Source organism: Rubrivivax sp. JA1026 (assembly GCF_011065555.1).
GTDB classification, from domain to species: domain Bacteria; phylum Pseudomonadota; class Gammaproteobacteria; order Burkholderiales; family Burkholderiaceae_C; genus Rubrivivax; species Rubrivivax benzoatilyticus.
Genome location: NZ_JAALCQ010000005.1, coordinates 55536 through 80415, shown reverse-complemented (window position 1 = coordinate 80415; position 24880 = coordinate 55536). Strand labels below are relative to the sequence as shown.

The window sequence follows — 24880 nt, the reverse complement described above, 5'->3', positions numbered from 1 at the left end:
CGCCGAGTGTAGCCGCCGGCCGGGCCGCAGGCGGATGGGACAATCCGGGACATGGACACTCCGCCGCTGATCCTCGGCTCGACCTCGCGCTACCGGCGCGAGCTGCTCGAGCGCCTGCGCCTGCCGTTCACCGTCGTCGCGCCCCAGGTCGACGAGACCCCCGCCGCCGGCGAAGCCCCCGCCGCGCTGGCACTGCGGCTGGCGCTGGCCAAGGCCCGGGCGGTGGCCGCGCTGCACCCGCAGGCCGTCGTCATCGGCTCGGACCAGGTGGCCGACCTGGACGGCGAGCCGATCGGCAAGCCCGGCACGCACGAACGCGCCCGCGAGCAGCTGCAGCGCATGAGCGGGCGCGAGGTCGTGTTCCAGACCGCGGTGGCCGTCGCGCGCGCCGACACCGGCTTCGCCCGCGTGCTGCTGGCGCCGGTGCGCGTGCGCTTTCGCACCCTGGGCGACGCCGAGATCGAGCGCTACCTGCAAGCCGAGCGCCCCTACGACTGCGCCGGCAGCGCCAAGAGCGAGGCGCTGGGCATCGCGCTGCTCGAGGCCATCGAGTCCGACGACCCGACGGCGCTCGTCGGCCTGCCGCTGATCCGCACCTGCACGCTGCTGCGCGAGGCCGGACTGGACCCGCTGGCCGCCACGAGCCCTCAGAACTTGTCCGGGGCTCGTTCCGGCCCGGCGGCAGCGGCCGCAGACCGACGGGAGCCCCAGTGAGCGCCGCCGACACGAGCGCGGCGGCACCCCGCCCCGGCACGCTGCTGCTGGTGCCCAACACGCTGGACCTCGGCGCCGAGACCATCGACCTGCAGGAAGTGCTGCCGCTGGGCGTGCTGCGCCGCGCCGCGGCGCTGACGCACTGGGCCGCCGAGGACGCCCGCAGCGCGCGCGCGCTGCTCAAGCGCGTCGGCGCCGTCGTGCCGCTGGCCCGGCCGCTGCAGGAGATCACGATCACCGAGCTGCCGCGCCCGCGCAAGGGCAGCCGCGAGCCGGTGCCGGCGGCCGCCTGGCAGGCGCTGCTGGCGCCGGCGCTGGCCGGCCACGACCTGGGCCTGGTGTCCGAGGCCGGGCTGCCGGCCGTCGCCGACCCCGGCTCGGCGCTGGTGGCCGCCGCCCACCGCGCCGGCGTGCCGGTGCTGCCGCTGACCGGCCCGAGCTCGCTGATGCTGGCGCTGGCCGCCAGCGGCCTGGAAGGCCAGAACTTCGCCTTCGTCGGCTACCTGCCGCAGGACGCCGGCGCACGCGCGGCGCGCATCCGCGAGCTCGAGGCCGCGTCGCGCCGCCTGGGCCAGTCGCAGATCCTGATCGAGACGCCGTACCGCAATGCCGCGATGCTGGCGGCGCTGACCGCGACACTGGCCCCGACGACGCGACTGGCCGTGGCCTGCGGGCTGACGCTGCCCGGCGGCTGGACACGCAGCGGGCCGGTGGCCGACTGGCGAGCCCGGCCGCAGGACATGCCCGACCGGCTGCCGGCGGTCTTCTCGCTGCTCGGCAGCTAAGCCGGCGGCAGCTCGGCGCGGCGCGGCAGGTCGGCGCCGCGGCGCGAGCAGGTCAGGGCCGCCGCGCCGAGCGCAAAACCGAGCGCCGCGTCCAGCTCCGCCGCCTCCAGCGACAGGCCGCCCGGCTGCAGCCGGTCGCGTTCGGCCAGCCAGGCCAGCAGCGCCGCCTGCACCGTGTCGCCGGCACCGACGGTGTCGGCCAGCGCCACCGGTGGCGCCGGCCGGTGGGCCTCGGCCGTGGCCGTCCAGGCGCTGGCGCCACGTTCGCCGCGCGTGACGACGGCGAGCTCGACACCCGCAGCCAGCCAGCCGCGCGCGACGTCGGCCGGGTCGGCCCCCGGGTACAGCCAGGCCAGGTCCTCGTCGCTGGCCTTCAGCAGCCGGCAGCGCGGCGCCATCCATTCGAGCGCCTCGCGCCAGCGCGCCACGTCGGGCTCGACACCCGGGCGCACGTTGGGATCGCAGGCCACGACGAGGCGACTGTGCTCGCGCTCGACCAGCGCGCGCAGCACCGAGGCGACCGGCTCGACGACGAGCGCGTAGGAACCGAGCTGCAGCACCCGCGCGGCCTCGGGCAAGGCGGCCGCCGCCGACGCCGGCAGCAGCCGGTCGGCGGCGCCGGTGCCGAGGAAACGGTAGCCGGGCCGGCCGTCGGCCGCGACGTCGACCATCACCAGCGTCGTCGGCGCGTCGAGCTCGGGTGCCAGGCGCGTGTCGACGCCCTCGGCCGCGAGCGCGGCGCGCAGCCGGCGCCCGGCGGCGTCGGCCGACAGCCCGCCGAGGTAGGCCACAGGACGGCCCAGCCGGGCCAGGCCGATCGCGACGTTGAAGGGCGACCCGCCGCAGCGGGCGTCGAGCAGCAGCCCGGCGGGCGTCTCGCCGGCGGCGAAGACGTCCATCAGGGCCTCGCCGCAGACGACGATCACGGCGTGCGGGGACGCCGGCCGCGCAGCGTCAGCGGCCGCCGCCGAGCAGCGCGGCGACCTTGCGCTTGGGGCGGATGTTGGGCGAGGCCGCCGCACGTGCCGGGGCCGCCGCCGGGGCGGCCGGCGCGGCGTCGGAGGCGGCGGGCGCCGCCGACGGCGACGGCTCGTAGGGCCGGTCGAAGATCGGGTCGGCCGGCGGCTGCGCGGCGCGGCGCGGGGCGCGCTCGACCGATTCGGCACGCGGCGCCAGCTCGCGCTCCTCGTCGAAACGGCGGCGCGGGCGGCGCGCACGGTCGTCCTCGATCTCGAAGGGCTCGATCTCGATCTTCTTCTTGATCAGCTTCTCGATGTCGCCGATGAGCCGCGTGTCGTCGCGCGTGACCAGCGTCACCGCCAGGCCCGACGCGCCGGCGCGCCCGGTGCGGCCGATGCGGTGCACGTAGTCCTCGGCGTTGAACGGCACGTCGAAGTTGAAGACCGCCGGCAGGTCGGCGATGTCCAGGCCGCGCGCGGCGACGTCGGTGGCCACGAGCAGGTCGACCTCGCCGGCCTTGAACGCGGCCAGCGCCTTCAGGCGCTCGTCCTGGCTCTTGTCGCCGTGCAGCGCCTGGGTCTTCAGACCGTCGCGCTCGAACGAGCGCGCCAGGCGCGCCGCGCCGAGCTTGCTGTTGACGAAGACGATGGCCTGCGACAGCTCGCGCTGGCGCAGGATCTGGCGCACGGTGGCGCGCTTGTCGTCGTCGCCGACGCCGTAGAAGCGCTGCTCGACGGTGGAGGCGGTGGCGTTGGGCCGCGCGACCTCGACCGTCACCGGGTCCTGCAGGTAGCTGCCGGCCAGGCGCTTGATCTCGGGCGAGAAGGTGGCCGAGAACAGCAGCGTCTGCCGCGTCTTGGGCAGGAACGACAGGATGCGCTGCAGGTCGGGCAGGAAGCCGATGTCGAGCATGCGGTCGGCTTCGTCGAGCACGACGTACTCGACCTGGTTGAGCACCGCGTTGCGGGCCTCGATGTGGTCGAGCAGCCGGCCCGGCGTGGCGATCAGCACCTCGACGCCGGCCTTCAGCTCGGCGGTCTGCGGCTTCATGTCGACGCCGCCGAAGACCACCGCCGAACGCAGCCGGGTGTGCTTGGCGTAGGTCTTGACGTTGGCGGCCACCTGGTCGGCCAGCTCGCGCGTCGGTGCCAGCACCAGCGCTCGCACCGGGTGGCGCGCCGGGGACATGCTGGTGTTCTCGTGCCGCAGCATCTTCTGCAGCAGCGGGATCGTGAAGGCGGCGGTCTTGCCGGTGCCGGTCTGCGCCGCGCCCATCACGTCACGGCCTTCCAGGACGATGGGGATCGCCTTGGCCTGGATCGGGGTCATGGCCCGGTAGCCGGCGTCGGCGACGGCGCGCAGGAGCTTGGGGTCGAGGGCGAGGGTGTCGAAGAGCGGCGCCGGGGCGCTCGTGGCAGCCGCGCTGTCCGCAGTGGAATCGGTCATTTCCGCCGATTATCGCAGGCATCGGGCTTTGCGCGCCGGGGCCCGAGCATCAGCAGCAGCCGTGGCGAGCGGAATCGCACGATCCCCCAGTACAGCCCGAGGTAGAGCAGCGCGAAGACCAGCAGGAATGCCCCCAGCGTGACCGTGCTGTCCCAGAACGCCATCGCCGGCACGATCGAGCACATGCACAGCGCCCAGAGCACCGGCGAGGTACGGGAGTTGCGCTTGGTGAGCGCCTGCACGCTGCGGTCGCCGACGGCCCAGCGCATGACCCGGCGGTAGACCAGAGAGTGCAGGTGGATGCCGTCCGGCATGTGCGCCGGCTGCTGGCGCAGGAACCAGCGCCGATAGATCGAGAACAGCGTCTCGAACACCGGATAGATGCAGACCAGCAGCGGGAAGATCGGCGAAACCTCCGGATTGCGCACGAGCAGCAGGATCGAAACCTCGGCGACGAAAAACCCGAGGAAATAGGCGCCGCCATCACCCAGAAAGATGAGCCCGGACGGGAAATTCCACAGGAAGAAACCGAGCACGGCCCCGATGCCGGCCAGCGAAAGCAGCGCGATCAGCGAATCGTCGACTTGAAAGCCGACGTAGGCGATGGCCGCCAGCATCAGCATCGCGCACATCGACGCCAGGCCGTTGAATCCGTCGATGATGTTCAGCGCATTGGCGATGCCGGCGACGGCAAAGACCGTCAGCACCAACGACCCGAACCAGAAGCCGACCAACCAGTCCAGCCCGGGTATCGCGGTGTAACGGATGGCCGCGTCCATGAAATGGAAGGCCAGCGCCGCCGACACCGCCGTCGCGACCAGCCGGCCCCGCGGCGTGACCGCCTCGGTGAGGTCCTGCACGAAGCCGGCGAGGAAGGCCGGCGCCGCGCACAGCATCAGCAGCAGGCCGAGGCGGCCGGACGGCGCGCCGTGTTCGTAGCCGATGACGAGGCAGGCGCAAATCAGCGCGAGCACGATGCTCAGGCCGCCGATTCGCGGCACTGCCACCGCGTGGAATTTCTGCGGCTTGGAGAAGTCGCGGTCTCCCGAACGATGGGCGTGAACCTTGGCCGAGCGCACCAGCAACAAGGTGAACACCACGGACACGGCGAAAGCGACGAGCATCGGCAGCACCGGAAGATTCTAGGCATGGGGCCATGACGCAATGCCGACGCCGGCGTGTATGCGAAACGTCAAGATGGCTCGGATACGATAGGGCGCCTGCACCTCCTGCACGAGAACCATGTCGGCTTCCTCGAGACCGCTCCTGCCCCTGATCCTGTCGACGGCCCTGCTCGGCGCCTGCTCGCACCAGCTGCCGACCTCCGGCCCGAGCCGCAGCGCGATCGAGAACACCACCGCCGAGGTCGCGAGCCGCGCCGTGCAGGTCGTGGACATCGACGCGAAGGTCGCCCGGCGCCTGCTCGACCAGCGCCGCCATTCGCTGTTCTCCGAGGTGCTGGGCGGCCAGCGCGTGGCCACGACGATCGGCCTGGGCGACATGCTCGAGGTCAGTGTCTGGGAGGCCCCGCCGGCGACGCTGTTCGGCGGCGGCGCGGTGGACCCGCGAAACCCCTCGACGGTGCGCGCGACGACGCTGCCCGACCAGGTGGTCGACCGCGACGGCCAGATCAGCGTGCCCTTCGCGGGCCGGATCCCCGCCGCCGGCCTGACACCGCAGGCCGTGGAGGCCACGATCGTGTCGCGCCTGAAGGGCAAGGCCAACCAGCCCGAGGTGCTGGTGCGCGTGGTGCGCAACGTCTCGTCGACGGTGACCGTGGTCGGCGAGGTGAACACCAGCACCCGCATGCCGCTGACGGCCGGCGGCGAGCGCGTGCTGGACGCGCTGGCGATGGCCGGCGGCGTTCGCCAGCCCGTCCACAAGATGACGCTGCAGGTGACGCGCGGCAAGACCGTGGCCGCGCTGCCGCTGGACCAGATCATCCGCGACCCGGCGCAGAACGTGCCGCTGCAGCCGGGCGACGTCGTCACGGCGATGTTCCAGCCGCTGTCGTTCACGGCGCTGGGGGCGACCGGCAAGAACGAGGAAGTCGCCTTCGAGGCCCAGGGCATCACGCTGGCGCAGGCGCTGGCGCGTGCCGGCGGCCTGGTCGACTCGCGCGCCAACGCGCAAGGGGTCTTCGTCTTCCGCTTCGAGCGCGAGGACGCGCTCGCATGGCCGCGCCAGCCGGTCGGCACCACCCCCGACGGCTTGGTGCCGGTGGTCTACCGCCTGGACATGAGCGACCCGGCGAGCTTCTTCGTCATGCAGAGCTTCCCGGTCGCCAACAAGGACGTGGTCTTCGTCAGCAACGCACCGGCGGCCGAGCTGCAGAAGTTCCTGAATCTCGTGTTCTCGGTGGTGTATCCGGTGTTGAACACGATCAGCGTGACGCGGTGACGCTCCAGTTCGCCAATCATGCCCCCCATCGAGAGCGACTCCATGCGCCCGGCACCCGGCGGGCATCGCCGGCTCCGTCTTCGTGCTCAAGCCCTGGCGGCACGGTGGGCAGGCCGTCAGGCAGCCCCGGCCTCAGAACCTGCACCTGATACGCGTTACTCAATGGCACCGGAAAGCGTTCCGGCATCCAAAAGTATCCGCGACAGCGAGGCCGAGGCGATCGACGAACTGGAACGCAAACTGCTTTCGGCGACGCAGGCTCTGTCGGCACTCAATGCCCGCCATACATCAAAGGTCGCCCGACTTGAACTGCAACTGCGTCGTCACATCGCCGAAATCGAGAGATTGCGGCAGCAGATCGACGACCTGCGCCAGATCGGCGCCAAAGATCGCAGCACGAGGGCGATCACCGGCACAGTCGATCATGCCTTCGCCCTGCATCGACCTAACCCCTTGGTGGACGACTCCCTAAGCATAGCCACTAACGATTCCCTCTCGTCGGAGTTCGCCATGGACACGCCACTGTTCGCCCGCACCAACTACCAGCCGAGTTTCAAGCCCAATACCCGTGGTGAATACGACATCACGGAGTTCCTGGCGCTGCACGACAGGGGCTTCGTGCGTGCAGCGTACTTGGCGATCTTGCGCCGCGAGCCCGACCCGGCGGGGGCGGAGAATTACGTAACCTTGCTGCGCGCCGGCGAACACAAGGCGCGTCTGCTCGGTGAGTTCCTGCGCTCCGACGAGGGCCGGCGCCACGAAACCACCATCCGTGGCCTAGACACGCACCTGCGCGTGCTGCGCCTGTGCGAGCTGCCGCTGGTGGGGCGCTGGATCGCAGCACTGCTGTTCCTGGCCAACGTCAACGGGCATCTCCGCGACTTTCGCGTGCTCGAGAACCACGTGATACGCATCGCAGAGGAAGCCCAGGCGCTGCAGGAGGCCAATCTCGAGCGGCTCCGGTCGCTCTCGCGATAGTCGCGAGACGACGGTGACTCGGACCATGAAGATCGTCACACTGAGTACCTACCCCGTCTCCGAGCCCCGCCACGGCGGGCAGCATCGGCTGGCCAACATCGCACGGGAGTTCCGGCGCGCCGGGCACGAGGTGCACTGCATGGGCATCGTCGGCGGCGAGGGCATGCCACCGGAGGAGGGATTCCTGCCCTTTCCGTCCCGCGCCGTGCTCGGGCAGTACATCGAGAACGCCTGGCTCATGGAGGACTGGGCCCTCGGGCGCTGGGCTGCCGACGATTTCGGCGGCTTTGCAGCGCTGTCCGCCATCGTGCCGCCGGACGTCGATGTCATCCACATCGAACAACCGTGGCTGTTTGCGTTCGCGCAGCGGCTCCGCGAGCACGCGCGGCGAAGGATTCATCTGATCTATGGCTCGGCGAACGTCGAGCACCGGCTGAAGCAGGAGATCCTGACGCCCATCCTCGGTGCAGAGCATGCCAAGCGCTGCGCCGAGCTGGTTCTGGACTGCGAAGTCAACGCGTTGCGTGCCGCCGACGCCGTCTGCGCGGTGTCGGAAGCCGACGCGGAATGGTCGCGGACATACAGCCGAGGCCCATTGATCCTGGCACCGAACGGCGTCGCCGAGCGCAGCTTCTCGTTCGAGGACGTGAAGGCGGCGAACCAGCACACGGGGCACCACAAGTACGCGCTCTACTGTGCGAGCGGGCATCCGCCCAACGTCGTCGGCTTCTACGACCTCTTCGGCGAGGGTCTCGGCTGCCTAGCGCCTACGGACCGCTTGGTCGTCGCCGGCGGGGCCGGCCCGGCCATCCTCGAGGACCCACGCACTCGGTTCACGCCCGGCCTGCAGCGTCACCTCATCGCGGCGGGCCTCGTCAGCGAGACCGTGCTGGCCGCCCTCCTGGGGCATGCGCACGCCATCATCCTGCCCATCACGCAAGGAGGGGGCACCAACCTGAAGACTGCAGAAGCTCTCTGGAGCGGCTGCCACGTGGTGGCAACGTCGGTGGCGATGCGAGGCTTCGAGGCCTTCGCTGACGCGCCGGGCGTGTCCGTGGAGGACGAAACCAGTCGCTTCCGCACGGCGGTACGTGAGGCCATGACCGCACCACCTCTGCAACTCGAAGCGCACGAGCAAAAGCGCCGCCGCGCCGTGCTCTGGGAAGAATGCCTGCGACCCTGGGTCCAACATGTCGGAGGGATCGGCGCATGAACGTCGGCAGCGGCAAGGCAGGAGCGCCGAAGATCTGGTTGAACGTCACGTCCAGCGTGAACTGGACCCGCCCTGCGGTTGGCATCGTCCGTGTGGAGCGTGCCCTGGCCCGGGAACTCGCGGCACTTCTCGGGCCGGACCGGTTCAGGCTGTGCGTCTGGCGCGACGGTCGATTCGTGCAGTGGCTGGAGGAGGCAGGGACGTCGGACGCTCGCGAAGTCGACGCCGCGGTGGATCTGTTGCTGCCCCGTGTCGCGTCGTTCGACATCGCGCGCCCGTTCGTTCTGCGCGCGCTGCGAAAGTTTGCCGTATCGAGCGGGACGGCACCGAGCCATGACGCGATCCACCTGAAGATCCCGGCGAGCGGCGGCGAGTCGCTCGAGCCGGAACGGGGAGACGTCGTCATCTCCGCAGGACTCGACTGGGACTACGAGTATTCGCAGCGATTCCACGAGATGGCGCGCGAGCGTGGGCTGCGGATCGTCAGCTGCTGCTACGACCTGATCCCGGTGCTGTTCCCGCAATACTGCGTCGGTGAAGTCGCCAAGCGCTTCACGGAGTACTTCATCGGCCTGTGCTGGGGTTCAGAGGCCGTGCTCTGCATCTCGCAGCAGACTCAGCGCGACTTCTCCCAGCTCTGCAGGAAGCTGGGCGCTCCGGACCGCGTCACCGCCGTGATCCCGTTGGGAGACAACGTGCCCATGGCAGGCGGCGAAACGAGCGATGCCGTGAAGGCGGTGTGCAAGCAGCCCTTCATCCTGTTCGTCTCGACGATCGAGCGCCGCAAGAACCACGAGGTGCTGTACCGGGCCTACCATCGCCTGGCGCGACAGGGCCGCGCGGCCGACCTGCCGCAGCTGGTGTTCGTCGGCATGCCCGGCTGGGGCACCGGCGACCTGCTGAAGGACATCGAACTCGATCCGCTCACCCGGGGCAAGATCACCCAGCTTCACCACGTCACCGACAGCGAGCTGAACGAGCTATACCAACGCGCCGCGTTCTGCGTCTATCCGTCGCTGTACGAGGGCTGGGGCCTGCCGGTGGGTGAGGCGCTGGCGATGGGCAAGGCCGTGATCTCGTCCAGCGAGGGCTCCCTGCCCGAGGTGGGTGGGCCGCTGGTGAGGTATGTCGACGCCTGGGACGTCGCCGGCTGGGCCGAGGCGATCTGGCAGTGGGTGTCCGATCCCGAGCAGGTCCGCAGCGCCGAGCGCGCCGTGCGCCGCCAGTATGTCAGCCGCACCTGGGCCAAGACAGCCGAGGCCGTCGTGGCGTTGATCGACAGCCTGCCCGCGCGACCGGAACTGCAGACTCTGCGCCCCGTGCCCGGCTACGACATGAGCACGCACGCCGGCGTTCATGCGGGCGCCCGCATCGAAGCCACCGGCACCGCGGGTCTGCTGCTCTTCGGCCCGCACTGGCCGTTGCGGGCCGGCAGCTATCGCGCGCGGGTGCACGGCCGGCGCGTCCGGCCCGGGAGCGAGACCCTCCGCCTGGAGATCGCGTCCGACGCCGGGACGACACGCCACCACCAGTGGACGCAGGCCGTGACCGCGTCCGACGTCGCGGGCGAACTGGCGCAGGCCGTGTTTCGCATCGAGCGCGATGTCGACGACATCGAACTGCGAATCGTCGTCGAAGACGGTTCCTGGCTGTGCATCGACACGGTGGAGTTCACCCCAGAGATCGATGCCGCACCGGCCGGGACGACGCCCGGACGGGCCGCGACGCCCGGGCCCCGGCCTCAGGCCCTGAGCGCCCGCTGACCGCCGATGAACACCTCCCCCACCCCCTCCATCGCCGCCGACGAACTGCTGTCGCTCTTCGACGAGGCCTTCGTGGACGCGCTCTATCGGCGGCTGCTCGGCCGTGAGCCGGATCCGGCCGGGCGGCAGAGCCACCTCGAGCAGATTCGACTGGGATACCCCAAGACTGCGCTCATCGCGCATTTCCTGGACAGCGCCGAAGGGAAACGGCATGGCGCGCGTGTCGAAGGCCTGGATGCCCGAGCGGCACCCGTGCCCGGCCCCGATCCCTCGCGGCTGGGTGGATGGCTGCGTCGCCAACTGCAGGCCTCGGGCATGGCCACGGCCAGCGAACTCAATGCGCTCGAGAACCGACTCGGTCGGCTGCTGTCGCCAGCGGACGCCGACGCGAACCAGGACAACGCCGTCGCACAGGCAGTGGCCACGGCACCCGATCCCGACGAGCTGTACCGGCGCATCGTGGTGCTGACGCAGGCTGTGACGCGGCTGGAAGGCCGACTGGATGCATTCGGTGACCAGATGCAACGCCTCGAACGGCTGCTGCCGGGGCTCTGGGCACCCGGCACGAGCCCGAGCCCACCCCGGGACGATCCGGCCCCCTGATGGCGCCGCGTGCGCGGCGATAATGACGAGCCATCCGGCGCGGGCCGGATCGCGCCGGCAGGGCCCTGGGGCCAACATCGCGCGCGGGACGCGCAGCCGTCCCCGACACCGCCCCGGACACCTCCACCTCGCAGGGCGGGCTTCCTCCACCGACGAAACAACCCACCGACACATGACCACCGCCATCGTCACCGGCATCACCGGCCAGGACGGCGCCTACCTGGCGCAGTTGCTGCTCGAGAAGGGCTACACCGTCTACGGCACGTACCGCCGAACGAGTTCGGTCAATTTCTGGCGCCTCGACGAGCTGGACGTCACGCGCCACCCCAATCTGCGCCTCGTCGAGTTCGACCTCACCGACCTCAGCACCTGCATCCGGCTGCTGCAGACCTCGGAGGCCACCGAGGTCTACAACCTCGCAGCGCAGAGCTTCGTCGGCGTGTCCTTCGAGCAACCGATCACCACCGCGGAGATCACCGGCGTCGGCGCCGTCAACCTGCTGGAGGCCATCCGCATCGTCAACCCGAAGGTGCGCTTTTACCAGGCCAGCACCTCGGAGATGTTCGGCAAGGTTCAGGCCATCCCGCAGGACGAGGACACGCCGTTCTACCCCCGCAGCCCCTACGGCGTGGCCAAGCTCTACGCCCACTGGATGACCGTGAACTACCGCGAGAGCTACGGCATCTTCGGCTGCAGCGGCATCCTCTTCAATCACGAGTCGCCACTGCGCGGGCGCGAGTTCGTCACTCGCAAGATCACCGACGCGATGGCCAAGATCCGACTCGGCCAGCTCGACGTGCTGGAACTAGGCAATCTCGACGCCAAGCGCGACTGGGGCTTCGCGAAGGAGTATGTCGAGGGCATGTGGCGCATGCTCCAGGTCGACGAGCCCGACACCTACGTCCTGGCGACGAACCGGACCGAGTCGGTACGCAACTTCGTGTCCATGGCGGGCAAGGCCGCGGGCTTCGACCTGGTGTTCAGCGGCGCCGCCGAGCAGGAGACTGCGATCGACCGCCAGTCCGGCAGGACCGTGGTGCGCGTCAACCCTCGGTACTACCGGCCGGCCGAGGTCGACCTGCTGATCGGCAACCCCGAGAAGGCTCGCCAGCGGCTGGGTTGGACACCCCAGACCTCACTGGAGAGCCTCTGCCAGATGATGGTGGAGGCCGACCTGCGCCGGAACCGGGCCGGCACCTCGCTGTGATCGGCCAGGCGGGAACGCGATGACGCGCATCCTCGTCACCGGCGCCGACGGCTTCACGGGCCGCCACCTGACCCCGGCCCTGGCGCGCCTGGGCGCCGAGGTGCACGGCCTGGCTAGCCGCGTGCCAGACCCGCCGGTCGACGGCGTGCACCGCTGGCACCTTGGCAACCTGCTCGACCCGGAGTCGCTGCAGCGCACGGTGCAGGACGTGAGACCGGACACCGTGGTGCATCTGGCCGCGATCGCCTTCGTTGCCCATGGCGACGTCGATTCCATCTACCGGACCAACATCGTAGGGTCGCGTCACCTGCTGGCTGCGCTGGCCGACCTGCCCGTGCGCCCGCGCGCGGTCCTGATGGCCAGCAGTGCCAACGTCTACGGCACGGCCACCGAGGGCGTGATGGACGAGCGGACGCCCCCGAGCCCCGCCAACGACTACGCCGTCAGCAAGCTAGCCATGGAACACATGGCCGGGATCTGGCGCGAACGCCTGCCGATTACGCTCGTACGCCCGTTCAACTACACGGGCCGGGGCCAGTCTACGCAGTTCCTGATCCCGAAAATCGTCGATCACTTCCACCGGCGCGCGCCGGTGCTCGAGCTCGGCAACCTCGACGTGGAGCGCGACTTCTCCGACGTCCGGACGGTCGTCGACTGCTACGTCCGCCTGCTGGCCAGCCCCCAGCCCGGACAGGTCTTCAACGTCTGCTCTGGTGTCGGCCACAGCCTGCGCGAAGTACTTGAGATGGCCCGCGACCTGACGGGCCATGAGCCCGAGATACGCGTCAACCCGGCCTTCGTGCGCGCCAACGAGGTGCGGCGCTTGCTGGGTAGCAAGGCTGCGCTCGAGGCCGCCATCGGCCCGGTGCACGGCCCGGCGCTGCGCGAGACCCTGGCCTGGATGCTGCAATGAACCGAGCACGGCACCGCCGATGAGCACCGACATCGAATGGGAGAAGTGGGGCGCCCGCGATCCCTACTTCAGCGTCCTGACCGACCCGCGTTTCCGCGTCAACGCGATGACGGCGCAGGCGCGGGAGGATTTCTTCGCGCTCGGCCGCATGCATGTCGACCATGTGCTGCACGTGATCCGCTGCCATCTGGACGGCGCCTTCGCGCCGACCCGGACGCTGGATTTCGGTTGTGGCGTGGGACGGCTGGTGATGCCGTTCGCCCGCCTGGGCGGCGAGGTCGTGGGCGTCGACATCTCGCCGTCGATGCTGGCCGAGGCGCGGCGCAACTGCGATCAGGCGGGACTGAGCAACGTCGTGCTGCTCCCATCCGACGACGCGCTGTCCGCCGTCGCCGGCGACTTCGATCTCGTGCACTCGTGCATCGTGCTTCAGCACATCGAAATCCCGCGCGGTCTCGTCATCTTCGAGCAGCTCGTGCGCCGCGTGCGGCCGGGCGGCATGGGGGCGATCCACATCACCTTCGGCTGGGACGCCCATGCGGCGACGCTGGGCGTGCCGCCTGCGCTGCCGGCGCCGCAGGCGCCATCCCGCCTGGTCCGGGTACGGCGCTGGCTGCACGAGTTGGTGCATGGAAAACGCACGAAGCTGGCAGGGGCCTCGCAGCAGGTCGATACCGACCCGGAGATGCAGATGAACTTCTACAACGCAAGCCAGCTCCTGTTCATCCTGCAGCGCGCCGGCGTCGGCGCCGTCTACAGTGAGCTGACCGACCATGGCGGCGCGCTCGGTCTGTTCCTCTACTTCCGGCGCTGACGCGCACCGCCCCTGCAAGAGCGAGAGTGGCACCAGGCCAGCACGCTGTTTTGACCTGATAATGGGCAAGTTGCCCTACGGCCCAATCCGACGCTCTGGAGCGGCACGACAAACCCGAACGACGCAATTCGCGACTTGATCGACGACATCGCATTGGCAACCGCCGCAGCACGCACCGGCGGCGAGTATCTGACCAGCCGGCTAGGCAAGGCTAATTTGACGCGCTGGGTCGAACGGGACGTCAAGCTCGCCGAGGATGCGCAGGCTGAGGCCCTGATCGTCGGGCACCTGACCCGGCACTCCCGCCATCCCATCCTGACCGAGGAGGCTGGCTGGATCGGCGAGCCAGCGCGGGGCGACGCGGCGTATTGGGTCGTCGACCCCCTGGACGGAAGCTTCAACTTCCTACACGGCATCCCGCTGTGTGCGGTATCGGTCGCGCTATGCCGCGGGCTGCAGCCGGTGCTGGGCTGCGTGCACGATTTCATCCACGGGGAGACCTGCGCCGGCGGGCCGGGCCTGGGCCTGCGCGTCAACGGCCAGGCGGCCGCTGCAGACGCGCACCGGGGCGGCATTCTGGGAACGGGCATCCCGGCTGCGGCCGGTGACCGCCCCCCCTCGCTCGCCCAGGCCCTGGCGCACTGGCGCAAGGTCCGCATGCTCGGCACGGCGGCACTATCGCTGGCCTGGGTGGCGCAGGGCCGACTGGGTGGGTACGAGGAGTCGGGCATCCGCTGGTGGGACGTGGCCGGGGGCCTGGCCCTGGTGGCCGGCGCAGGCGGCCGCTTCGAGGTCGGGCCGGCTGCCGGCCGTGACGCCAGCGACGGGCTCGACCCGGTTGATCCGCTGCACGTCCGGGCCTGGTCGGCACCCGCTACGGGCATCTCTTCTTATTAAGGTTGGCATGACATTGCGCATTGGCATCTGCGGCTTCGGGAAGATGGGCCAGATCCGCGCCGAGGCCCTGACCCGGCACCCGGACCGCTGCCGTGTCACCCGGGTCTTCGACACCCAGGCATCCCTGACCGTGGGCCGGCCAACGGCCGCCTCGGTGGACGGGATCGTGAACGACCCCGACATCGATGCGGTGTTCGTCTGCCTGCCCAACTTCCTCAACATGCCGACGACCATCGCGGCCCTGCGCGCCGGCAAGCACGTCTTCTGCGAAAAACCGCCGGCCTTCAACGCCGGACAAATGCGCGAGATCCGCGCCGTGGAGGCCGAGACCGGTAAGGTGCTGATGTATGGCTTCAACCACCGGCAGCATGCCGCGATCGTGACGATGCACGATCTGGTCCGCAGCGGGCAGTACGGTCGGGTGCTGTGGATGAGGGGGCGCTACGGCAAGAGCGTCGATGCTGGCTACCTGACCGGCTGGCGTGCGTCGCCCGAGCTAGCGGGTGGCGGGATCCTGCTGGACCAGGGCATCCACATGCTCGACCTGATGCTGCACATTGGCGCCCAGCCCTTCGACGAGGTCCATGCCATGGTGTCCAACCTGTACTGGAAGACCCCGGGCATCGAGGACAACGTCTTCGCGATCATGCGCAACCGGGAGAGCGGCCTGTGCGCCTCGCTGCACTCCACGATGACGCAGTGGCGCCATCTGTTCTCTCTCGAGGTCTTCCTCGAGCGCGGCTACATGGTCGTCAACGGCCTGAAGACGTCCTCCGGCACCTATGGCGAAGAGGTGCTGAGCATCGCGAAGAACCGATCCACGGCGCCCGCGGCGACCTGGGACGACGAGGAACGCATGCACTTCCAGGTCGACGTCTCCTGGGAGCGGGAGGTCAACCAGTTTCTCGACTGCGTCGAACGCGGGGCGCCGGTCGTCGACGGCTCGTCGCTGCAGGCCCTGGAGGTCATGGAACTGATCGATCGCATCTATGCCAGTGAACGCCACGAAGCGCCCGAACTGTTCGAAGACATCCGGACCGTCGGCTCCTGAACGCCCGGCCCTGCCCATGACGCCTCCCGATTGGAACCTCTGGCTGGACGACTACTTCGCCCGTTTCAGGCCGGCCTTCGACCCCGCCGTGTATGCCACGCTGGTCCGCTTCAGGGACCTGGCCGTGGAGGTGCGTTCTCGCGGCGGCAAGCTGATCTTCGCGGGGAACGGCGCCAGCGCCTCGATCTCATCGCATGGCGCGGTCGACTTCACCAAGCAGGCCAAGGTGCGGGCGGTCGACTTCAACGAGCCCAACCTCATCACGGCCTTCGCCAACGACTACGGCTACGAACACTGGGTGGCACGCGCGCTGGACTGCTACGCCGATCCGGGCGACGTCGTGGTGCTGATCTCGGTCAGTGGCGCTTCGCCAAACATCGTGCGAGCCGCCCGGCACGCGCGCGAACTCGGGCTGAAGGTCGTCACCTTCACCGGCAAGCATGCCGACAACCCGCTGCGGGCGCTGGGCGACGTCAACTTCTGGATCGGGTCGGCCGCGTACAACGTCGTCGAGGCGATCCACATGCTCTGGCTGACCACCGTGATCGACATGGTGGTGGGCCGCGCCGAGTATTCGGTGAACTGACTCCAAGGTAAACCCTGGCGAACTGGCACCTCACCTGCCACCCGCCGCCACACGGCCGTTGAACCGCCACTGATCGGCGAATGAACCGCATCGCGTACTTAACCCCCAACGCCCCCCTGCCGGCCGACCGCGGAGGGCGGGTCCGGTCGCACCACCTCTGGCGGGCGCTGTGCGCGAAGGCCGAGGTCAGGATGTTCGTGCTGGGTGACAAGCCCTCCCGGCAGGACCGCGAACTGCTCTTCGCCGGCGGCGCCCGGCTGCTGCCGCGTCGGCTGATGAAGACCGCGCGCTTCGGCCGCGCCGGCGAGTTCCGGGAGGGCATCGACCCGCCCGGGCTCTGGGAGTCGGCCCACATGCTGCATGCCTGGGGCGCGAGCGACCGGTTCTGGCATGGGCTGACCCGCCCCGATGCCTTCCACCGGCACCACCTCAACGAACGCCGCATCGCGCGCATCGTGGACGAGGTGCGGCGGTTCGGGGCCGACGCCGCCGTGATCGACGACACCGGCCTCTCGCCCCTGGTGCCTGCGCTGAAGGCTCTGGGCATCCCCGTGATCGTCAGTCCGGAGAACCTCGACTCCCAGCTCTGGCTGGATATCGCGGCCAACGCGGGCGACCCGGACTACCGGCGCTGGGCCGGCCTCGTGGCGCGCGGCTTCGAGTTCATGGAGCGCACCTACCTGCCGCTGGCCGACCAGGTCTGGGCCTGCTCCGGCATCGATGCCGAGCGCTTCCGCCGGGCCTTCACGCTGCGCGACGTGCGCGTCGTGCCCAATGCGATCGACGTGCTGCCGCCCCCGCCACCGTCCGGCACGCGAGACCTGGTCTACGTGGCGCAGATGGGCTACCGGCCGAACGAGGATGCGGCGCTGCGCCTGATCGACCTGTCGCGCCGCTTCGATGCCCGCCGGGTAACCCACACGCTGCACCTGGTGGGTCGGCCGACGGAGGCGATCAAGCGCGCGGCCGAGGGCCTGCCCAACGTGCGCGTGCACGGCGTCGTGCCCAGCACCGCACCCTTCCTGGCGATGGCGGCGGTGGTGCCGGTCACGCTGCGGGTCGGCGGCGGCACGCGCATCAAGATCGTGGAGGCCATGGCCGCCGCCCGCCCGGTGGTCAGCACGGCGATCGGCATCGAGGGCATCGAGGCCCGGTCGGGCGAGGACTGCCTCATCGTCGACGACGATGCCGCGCTCGAATCAGCCGTCGAGCGCCTGCTCGACGACCCGCAGGAGGCGCAGCGCATCGGCCTCAACGGGCACGCGCTGGCCCAGGCCCGCTACTCCCACGTGGCCGTCACGCGGCTGGTGGCGGAGCACCTGTCGGCGCTGGGACTGGCGCTGGAGGCCGGCGATGCCCGCCGCCCACCGCCGCAGGCCAGCGCCGTCGCCCAGGGAGGCCGGTTCGACCCGACGACGCGGATGCTGCAATGGCGCGTACAGGTGCGCGCCGCCCATCCGCTGGAGGACGCCGAGGTGGAACTGGCCACCGGCGAGGACCGGGCCCTGTACAACTCCTCGGTCTCGGTCGGGTGGTGCAACGGGCCCGGGCGCCCGCTGCAGTTCGTCGACATCGTGGCCGTGCTGCCCTCTTCGGTGGCCATCGAGGATCTGGTCATCCGCGCCTTCGCCTACGGCGAGCAGGTGCTCGAGGTCCGGGGCGACGGCCGCTCGGTGACCGAAGCCACGACGGGCCTGCTGGCCGCCGACTGGCAGGACGACGGCCGTCTGGCCGGCCTGGTCTGGACCCGTGCCGATCGCGCCCCGGAGATCGTCTTCGAGCGGCAGGCCCAGGCCGCGGTCGGCGTGGCCACGCCGCTGCCGGCGCGCCCCGGCGTGGCGGTCGCGACCTTCGTGCTGGACGCAGCCGACCGCGGCGACCCCAGGGTCCGGCGCCTGGACGTGCGCAGCGCCGGTGCGGCACCGGAGACCGGCCAGACCTTCTGGCTGATCGACGCGTTCAAGGGCCGGCACGAAACCACCTCGGCACGCCTGGCCGCGCTGCGCGGCGCACACGCCGGGCAGACCGCCTGGATCATCGGCAACGGCCCCAGCGTGCGGACCGAGGACCTCGACCGGCTCCAGGGCCGGCTGTGTTTTGCCTTCAACCGCTTCTACCTCGCCCACGACCAGACCCGCCTGCGGCCCACGTACACGGTCTCCGGCGACCGCCAGATGATCGAGGACTTCGGGCAGGAGATCGCCGACCGTTCCGGCGGCACCGTGTTCCTGGCCGACGACCGCTGCCCTGCCGTCGTCGGGGACTACGTCTGGCTGCGCCAGCTGGCCCTGTGGCCGCCGCTGTTCTCGATGCGGCCGGACCGCTGGGTCAGCCCGGGCGGATCGTCGCTGTACATCGCGCTGCAGTTGGCCTGGTTCATGGGCATCCGCCGCTTCTATGTCTATGGCGCCGACTTCAAGTTCGTCTACCGGCGCGAGCGGCACGCCGACCCGTTCCGGGTCGCGTCGGGCGACGGCAACCACTTCATCAAGAACTACCGCAACAACCAGCCCTGGTGCCCGCCGAGCTTCATCAACATCTGCCCGGCGTTCCACACCGCGCGCACGATGGTGGAGAGCGAAGGCGGATGGATCCGCAACGTCACGCGCGGCGGCCTGCTCGAGATGTTCGAACGTGGCGACTTCGAGCAAGCCCTCGCCGACGGCTGAGTCGATCCGCAGCTCCCGGCCCCTTCCGATGCCCCGCCCATGACCACCCACGACGCTCCGCTGTCCGTCGCCATCTTCGCCACCAACGACCCCAGAAACTACTCCGGCGGGCGCTACCTATCGCTCGTGATGGCCTATGCACTGGCGTCGGTCGGCTGCCGGGTGACGGTGTACACCGACCACCTGCCGTCCTTCGACGCCGATCTCGCGCCGCTGGCGCCTGGCCAGGTGAGGTTCGTGATCACGCCCGACTTCCGCGCCGGCGTGGAGGCCGCGCCGCTGGACTGGGTCGTGCTGGTCCCCACCGGCATCTTCCTGCCGGACTTTTATGACGCGGTGACCGACCACGCGGCCGCCTGCGGCGCGCGTCTGGCGCTGGTGAACTTCGAGTCGGCCAACTGGTACAACGCGGTGTCGCCTCACCCGCGCGACGCGCGGCTGTGGGACGCCTGGCGCCGCAGCGCGCTGGACGGCGCCCTGGTGCTGTCGATCGCGCGCGAGGGTGACCTCCACGCCCGCGACTTCTACATCCCCACGCAGGCCGCTATCCGGCTCGACGTCTGGCAGCCGCCGATCAACTCGCCGCTGGCGGAGCGCTTCGACGGCCGCCCACGGCGCCCGCTGGTCGTCAGCTTCGTGCGCCCCAGCGACCCGCACAAGGGGGGGCTGGACCTGCTGGCCCTGCCGCCGGCGCTGCTGGCCGGCCACGAACTGGCCCTGGTGGCGGGGCGCGACATCGACCCGGCCTTCCTGGCGTCGGTGCAGAAGCACTTCGCGGCCGCCGCGGGCTGCCGCATCACCGTGCACACCCGGATCAGCGATGAGGCCAAGCTGCAGCTGCTGTCCGAGGCCCGGCTGCTGGTCTTCCCGTCCTACTTCGAGGGCTACGGCTACCCGCCGATCGAGGCACTGTACTGCGGCACGCCCGCGGTCTGCTACGACCTACCGGTGCTGCGCGAGACCGTCGGCGGCGTCGCCCGCCTGGTGCCGGTGGGCGACAACGCGGCGCTGGCCGAGGCCGTGGCTGCGGAACTGGCACGGCCGGCCGACCCCGCCGCCCTGCGTGAAGGGGTGCGGCGGCTGGCGAACTTCGGCACCCGCGCCCTCGCGCTGCACGACCTGCTGCTGCGCCACCGGGACGGCGTTCCCGTCCGGCGGCCTCGCGCCTTCGCCGCCACCATCGGCCCCTTTGCCGGCACGCGCCCGCGGGCCGCGGAAACGCAGGACCGGCCGCCGCTGCCGCCCCTCCCGTTCCACCTGATCGACGCGCGCGAGCAGTCCGGCGGTGGCCTGCTGGTCACGGCGCGGGGCTCGGCCCTGCAGATGCCTGACCGCGTGCAGGTCCAGGCCGGCGACCGGTGCTGGGCCGCGGCCGTGCTGGCGGAAGAACTGCCCGTGCCCCACGGCGCGGCCTACCGGATGCATCTGGCGGTGCCGGCGGATATCGCCGCCGACGCCGAGCTCACCATCACGTCGTGGCAGGGTGCGCAGCAGGTGGCCGAGGCGTGGTTCCGGCTGCGTCCCCCCTTGCCGCCGGCCGGCCAACCAGCGCCCGCGGGCGGTCTGATCGCCGAGCAGCAAGTGGGCGGCCAGGTCTACTTGCATGCCTGGTGCCTGGCATCGGAGCCGGTGGAGCAGGTCGTGGCGATCCACGGAGGCAGCGTGCTGGCCTCCGCCACGGTGTCGGAACAGCGCCCGGAGCTGGCCGAGGCCCATCCCGAATCGGCCGGTCGCGCCACCGGGTTCGCGATGGCGCTGCCGCTGGCCGAGTTCCCCCGTGGTGGGCTCGACCTGCTGCTGCTGGGCCAAGGCCGAACGCTGGGCGTGCTGGCGGCCTGGCCGCACGGCACCCGCGCTGGCGGCACGCGGGGCACGTTCCGCAGCGCGCCCTCGGCGGAACCGGTGGCCGTCTGGCAGCCGGAAGACCTGAGCAACGCGCACTGGCGGCGCGGCATCTCGCTGTTCGGCGATCCGCGTGAACCATCGGTGCTGACCACGGCCGCCCCGGCGGCGGGCGAACTTTCGGTCGGCACGCCGCTGCGGTTCGCCAGCGGCACGGTGGCGCGGGTGGTCCGCGTCCAGAAGAAGGGCCACCTCTGGAACGTGGCCGTCGACACCCTGCTGCAGCCCGACGCCGATGGGTTCCCCGCGATGGTCGAGGCCCTCCCCAGGGCCGCCGTGCCCGACGACGCCGCACTCGCGTTCGCGGCGGACGAGGACGCCGACGGCGCGTGGCTGAACGGCGTGGGCGCGGCGCCCGGCGACGGCAGCCGCACGAGGGTCCGGCTGGCTTCCGTTGGGGCCGCGGCCGCAGCCCTGGTGCCGGGCGCCGTGCTGCACTTCGCCGACGCCGGACCGTGCACGGCGCTCGAGGTGCAGGAGACGGACGGCGCGCTCGTGGTTTGGCTGGATGCGACGGTCGGCCCGGTCCGGGACGGGGCGCCGAACCCGGTGCGCCTGATCCGCCTGCCGCAACCCGGGGACCGCTGCCTGCGCATCGTGCCGGCAGCCGGCGCCGAGGGCGGCATCGTCGGCACGGCGCCGCGGCGGGCCCAGGTGCTGCTCGAGCCCAGCGAGGCCCTGGTGCCGGGCGCAGTGCTGCAGTTCGCGGCGGCCGGGAGGCTGCCGGTGCTGGCCGTCGAGCCCGCAGGCGCAGCGTTGAACGTTACGGTGGGCGGGACGCTGGACCCCGCACTCGACGGTGCGCCGCGTCGCGTGCACCTGCTCGGGCCCACGCACGACCTGCGGGCCGTGCGCCGGCAGCCGGCCATCCCGGTGCCGGACTTCAAGGCGCCCGACCCCTACCACCGGGCCCTGGCCGCACGCTGCGATCCGGGCCGCGTGACCGAGGCGCCGCCCACGGCAGCGGCGCCGCCGCGGCGCCCACGCGTGCTCTTCCTGACGCTCGTGCCGCCGGCGCCCGCCAACCAGGGCAATCGAGTCGTCACGCGGAACCTCATCCGGCATCTGGTAGACCTCGGCTACGACGTCGACGTGGTGATGCAGGGCTGGATCGACGTGCCGGCCTTTGTCGACGAGTTCGGTGACCGCGCACGGCTGTACCACTGCGCGTCGCCGCAGTGGGAGGCGACCGACGAGGTCCGTGCTCGGCAACGGGCGCGCCAGGACCTCGTCCCGGCCCTGACCGACCTGCACGCCCGGCTCGCCGAGTCGGTCGACGAGTTCCACCCCTTCTTCATCGTGCGCGACGAGACGGTGGATCTCGCGCGTGCGCTGCTGGCCAGCGCCCGCTACGACTCGATCGTGTGCAACTACCTGCACATGGCACGGGTGGTGAAGGAGCTGGAGGACGAGTTCGACCTGCCCAAGGTCTGCGTCGTGACCCACGATGCGTTGTCGAACCTCACGCGGCGCCTCGGCCACACGGCGCTGGACACGACTTACCGAGCCTGTTCGCCCGCCGTCGAGCGCGAGGCGCTCAATGCGGTGCCGGGCGGCGTAGCGGTGGCCATCTCCGCCGAGGAACAAGCCTACTTCCGCGACATCGGCGTGCACCTGCCGGTGCTGCTGTGCGAGTACGACGCGGCGGGCGAGTTCGAGCACGGCACGGTCGACGACACCGCCTTCGAGGCCCGCACGCTGATCTACTCAGCCAGCGCAAACCCCCTCAATCGGGCCGCCCTGGGCTGGTTCCTGGACGAGTGCTGGGCCGACATCCTCGAGCGCGTGCCCGAGGCCCGCCTGGTCGTGACCGGCCCGATCTGCGACGTGCTGCCGGCACACCTCCCGGGGGTCACGCTAGCCGGCAACGTCGAGCGCGACGCGCTGCTGGGCCTGATGCGCCGCTCCAGCATCGCCATCAACCCCTGCGTGGCGGGTACCGGCCTGAAGATCAAGACCGTCGAGGCGGCCTGCCTCGGCCTGCCGGGCGTGTGCCTGCCGGCGGCCGTGGACGGGCTGGCGGACGTGGCGCCGCACTTCGCCGTGACGGCCACCGACGCGGCCGGCTTCGTCACCGGCTGCGTGGCGCTGCTCACCGATGCCCGCCGGTGGCAGGCCCTGCACCAGGGTGGCCTCTCGATGGCCCGCGAACGCTTCTCCCATGAACGCGTGTACCGCGAGGTCGACGCGGCCATGGGCTGGCGGCGCCAGCCCGACGTCGGCGGCATCGACGAGACGCCACTGGACGGCGTGCCGGCCGGATCGGCGCAGGCCAGGCTGATGGCCGACCCGGGCTCCCTGTTCGCGCTGCGCCGCGACCGCCCGGAAGACGCGGACGTCCGGATGGCGCTCGCGCGCCAGTTGGCCGCGGCCGGCGAACCGCAGCTGGCCCACGCGCTCACGGCCGGCGTGGCCGCGGCATCGCCGCGCTCGCCAGAGCGTGTGGCGTTCGCGGCGCGCACGGCCATCGACGCCGGCCAGGCCTGGCCGGCCTTGGTGCACGCCGCACATCTGGTGGCCGGTCCCAACGGCGTGCGCGCCGACGGCTATGCGCTGATGGCCGAGGCGCTGCTGGCCCTGGACCGCCTGCCGCACGCGCGGGATGCCGCGCTGCAGGCCCTGGCCATCGCCCCCGCCCGCCCGTCCCTCCACGGGCTGCTGCAGCGCATCGCCGAACGGCTGGCCGACCCCACGCTCGAGGCCTGGGCGCTGCGCTGCGCCGCGCCGCCTCTGCGGCTGGGAGAAGCGGTGTCGGTGGGCCAGGGCAGCCCCGGACGTTGCCGCCTCGGGACCGGCTGGTCGGCCCCCGAGGCCTGGGGCGCCTGGACCGAGGGCGCCACGGCCGCGCTGGTGCTCGAGCTGGAGACGCCGGTAACAGGCGACCTCTGGATCACGCTGCAGGCCCACGCCTTCACGCCTATGGTCAGGCCCCGGTGTCGCGTGATGGCCAGCGTGCTGGGCCATCTGCTCGCCGAGATCGAGTTCGAGCCCTCGATGACGGACCACGCCTGGTCGTTCCGGTGCCCGCGCGCCCTGGCTGCGGCCGGCCGCGTGCTGAAGATCCACCTCGACCTACCGGACGCGATGAGCCCCTCCGAGTTGGGCCTGAGCCCCGACCCACGCCTGCTGGGGCTGGCCCTGCACAGCCTGCGGGTGGACACGGCCCAGGAGGCGGCGCCGTGAGGCCGGCACTGCAGGACCTGGCCGCGCGACTCGCCCGCGCCGAGGTCGAAGGCACGCAGGTGCCGGCCGAACTGCCGGGCGCGGGCCAACTCACCGGGCTGGCCGACGCGGAGCAGGTGCAGGACGCGGTGCTGGGCGCCCTCGGCATGGTGGCCGCGTCGTTCAAGCTGGGCGCCAGCACCTATGGCGCGCAGCGTGCCCTGGGCCTGCCCCGCGCCTTCCTCGCGCCGCTGCCGGCATACCGCAGCCTGCAGGGGCCCTCCAAGCTGCCCTGGTCGGCGCTGCGCCAGCACGGAGTCGAGTGCGAACTGGCGGCCGCACTGCGCCCGCCGACGCCGGCGGAACGCGCGCTGCTGCGCGAGGCCCCCTCGCCCGCCAGCCTCCGGCTGGCCGAGAGCCTGGTGCAGTCCTGCCACTCGGCCATCGAGATCCCGCAGACCCGATTCCGTGCGCTGGGCGCCGCCGGCCCGCTGGCGCTGGTGGCGGACAACGGCGCCGCGGGCTGGACCATCGTCGGCGCCGCCGGCGACCCGGGCCTGCTCCAGAAGCCGTGCATCGGGCGGCTTCACGTGGACGGCACCCTGGTGGCCGAGGGCGACGACCGTGCCTTCGCGATGGACCCGCTGCGCCTGCTCCAGCAGTTCCTGCACCAGGCCGAGGCGCGTGGCCTGCTGCCGGAGCACGCCACCACGGTGCTGCTGGGCAGCGTGACCCCGTACCATGCCCTGCCGGGACCGTGCCGGGTGCAGGCCCGGTTCGAAGGTCTGCCCGGCGTCGAACTGGATTTCTGCTGAAC

The 24880-nt window shown here is 71.1% G+C and carries 19 protein-coding genes; 16 read left to right on the top strand and 3 right to left on the bottom strand.

Annotation, left to right across the window (positions count from 1 at the left end; genetic code table 11):
- Positions 1-51 precede the first annotated feature (51 nt).
- Positions 52-714, top strand: a complete 663-nt coding sequence (locus G5B56_RS10300; RefSeq protein WP_164963137.1) for a Maf family nucleotide pyrophosphatase — start codon at positions 52-54, stop codon at positions 712-714.
- Entirely contained in the window at positions 711-1499 is a 789-nt protein-coding gene (locus G5B56_RS10295; RefSeq protein WP_009856515.1) for an SAM-dependent methyltransferase, read from the top strand. Before G5B56_RS10300 ends, G5B56_RS10295 begins: the two co-directional genes overlap by 4 nt.
- Here G5B56_RS10295 and G5B56_RS10290 read toward each other — a convergent pair.
- Genes G5B56_RS10290 through G5B56_RS10280 form a run of 3 tightly spaced genes read right to left on the bottom strand, consistent with a single transcriptional unit; the run spans position 1496 to position 5038 of the window.
- A complete protein-coding gene (locus G5B56_RS10290; protein ID WP_164963136.1) occupies positions 1496-2425 on the bottom strand; it encodes a carbohydrate kinase in 930 nt (309 codons plus the stop codon). The genes G5B56_RS10295 and G5B56_RS10290 overlap by 4 nt on opposite strands.
- Positions 2426-2453: 28 nt before the next feature.
- Positions 2454-3905, bottom strand: a complete 1452-nt coding sequence (locus G5B56_RS10285; RefSeq protein WP_164963135.1) for a DEAD/DEAH box helicase — start codon at positions 3903-3905, stop codon at positions 2454-2456.
- Positions 3902-5038 carry a glycosyltransferase gene (locus tag G5B56_RS10280; protein ID WP_009856518.1) on the bottom strand — a complete coding sequence of 379 codons (1137 nt, stop codon included), beginning with the start codon at positions 5036-5038 and terminating at the stop codon, positions 3902-3904. Before G5B56_RS10280 ends, G5B56_RS10285 begins: the two co-directional genes overlap by 4 nt.
- Before the next feature lie 109 nt (positions 5039-5147).
- On the opposite strand from G5B56_RS10280, the gene G5B56_RS10275 reads away from it, so the two are divergent.
- The 14 genes from G5B56_RS10275 (at position 5148) to G5B56_RS10210 (ending at position 24878) form a co-directional block, all read left to right on the top strand.
- Positions 5148-6305, top strand: coding sequence for a polysaccharide biosynthesis/export family protein (locus tag G5B56_RS10275; RefSeq protein ID WP_009856519.1), 1158 nt, complete (start codon positions 5148-5150; stop codon positions 6303-6305).
- Between the two features lie 162 nt (positions 6306-6467).
- Positions 6468-7283, top strand: a complete 816-nt coding sequence (locus tag G5B56_RS10270) for a DUF4214 domain-containing protein (RefSeq protein ID WP_157998575.1) — start codon at positions 6468-6470, stop codon at positions 7281-7283.
- Between the two features lie 25 nt (positions 7284-7308).
- The gene (locus G5B56_RS10265) at positions 7309-8496 is read left to right on the top strand and encodes a glycosyltransferase (RefSeq protein WP_009856521.1); all 1188 of its coding nucleotides are present in this window, start codon (positions 7309-7311) and stop codon (positions 8494-8496) included.
- Positions 8493-10259, top strand: a complete 1767-nt coding sequence (locus G5B56_RS10260) for a glycosyltransferase family 1 protein (RefSeq protein ID WP_237704861.1) — start codon at positions 8493-8495, stop codon at positions 10257-10259. The genes G5B56_RS10265 and G5B56_RS10260 overlap by 4 nt, the downstream gene beginning before the upstream one ends.
- A 6-nt stretch (positions 10260-10265) precedes the next feature.
- The gene (locus tag G5B56_RS10255) at positions 10266-10862 is read left to right on the top strand and encodes a DUF4214 domain-containing protein (protein ID WP_009856523.1); all 597 of its coding nucleotides are present in this window, start codon (positions 10266-10268) and stop codon (positions 10860-10862) included.
- A gap of 172 nt (positions 10863-11034) precedes the next feature.
- Entirely contained in the window at positions 11035-12069 is a 1035-nt protein-coding gene (gmd, locus tag G5B56_RS10250; protein ID WP_009856524.1) for a GDP-mannose 4,6-dehydratase, read from the top strand.
- A gap of 19 nt (positions 12070-12088) precedes the next feature.
- Positions 12089-12982, top strand: a complete 894-nt coding sequence (locus tag G5B56_RS10245) for an NAD-dependent epimerase/dehydratase family protein (RefSeq protein WP_009856525.1) — start codon at positions 12089-12091, stop codon at positions 12980-12982.
- 19 nt (positions 12983-13001) lie between these two features.
- On the top strand, positions 13002-13796 hold the full coding sequence (locus tag G5B56_RS10240; RefSeq protein WP_029718513.1) for a class I SAM-dependent methyltransferase: 795 nt from the start codon (positions 13002-13004) through the stop codon (positions 13794-13796).
- Between the two features lie 135 nt (positions 13797-13931).
- On the top strand, positions 13932-14693 hold the full coding sequence (locus tag G5B56_RS10235; RefSeq protein ID WP_164963134.1) for an inositol monophosphatase: 762 nt from the start codon (positions 13932-13934) through the stop codon (positions 14691-14693).
- A 7-nt stretch (positions 14694-14700) separates the two neighbouring features.
- Positions 14701-15744 carry a Gfo/Idh/MocA family protein gene (locus G5B56_RS10230; RefSeq protein WP_164963133.1) on the top strand — a complete coding sequence of 348 codons (1044 nt, stop codon included), beginning with the start codon at positions 14701-14703 and terminating at the stop codon, positions 15742-15744.
- A 16-nt stretch (positions 15745-15760) separates the two neighbouring features.
- Entirely contained in the window at positions 15761-16330 is a 570-nt protein-coding gene (locus G5B56_RS10225) for an SIS domain-containing protein (RefSeq protein ID WP_164963132.1), read from the top strand.
- Between the two features lie 80 nt (positions 16331-16410).
- Complete coding sequence (locus G5B56_RS10220) at positions 16411-18999, top strand: glycosyltransferase family 4 protein (RefSeq protein ID WP_164963131.1); 2589 nt, start codon at positions 16411-16413, stop codon at positions 18997-18999.
- A 39-nt stretch (positions 19000-19038) separates the two neighbouring features.
- Positions 19039-24084: a glycosyltransferase gene (locus G5B56_RS10215; RefSeq protein WP_164963130.1), complete on the top strand. Its 5046-nt coding sequence runs from the start codon at positions 19039-19041 to the stop codon at positions 24082-24084.
- Positions 24081-24878, top strand: coding sequence for a hypothetical protein (locus tag G5B56_RS10210; protein ID WP_009856533.1), 798 nt, complete (start codon positions 24081-24083; stop codon positions 24876-24878). The genes G5B56_RS10215 and G5B56_RS10210 overlap by 4 nt, the downstream gene beginning before the upstream one ends.
- The last annotated feature ends 2 nt before the right edge of the window (positions 24879-24880 follow it).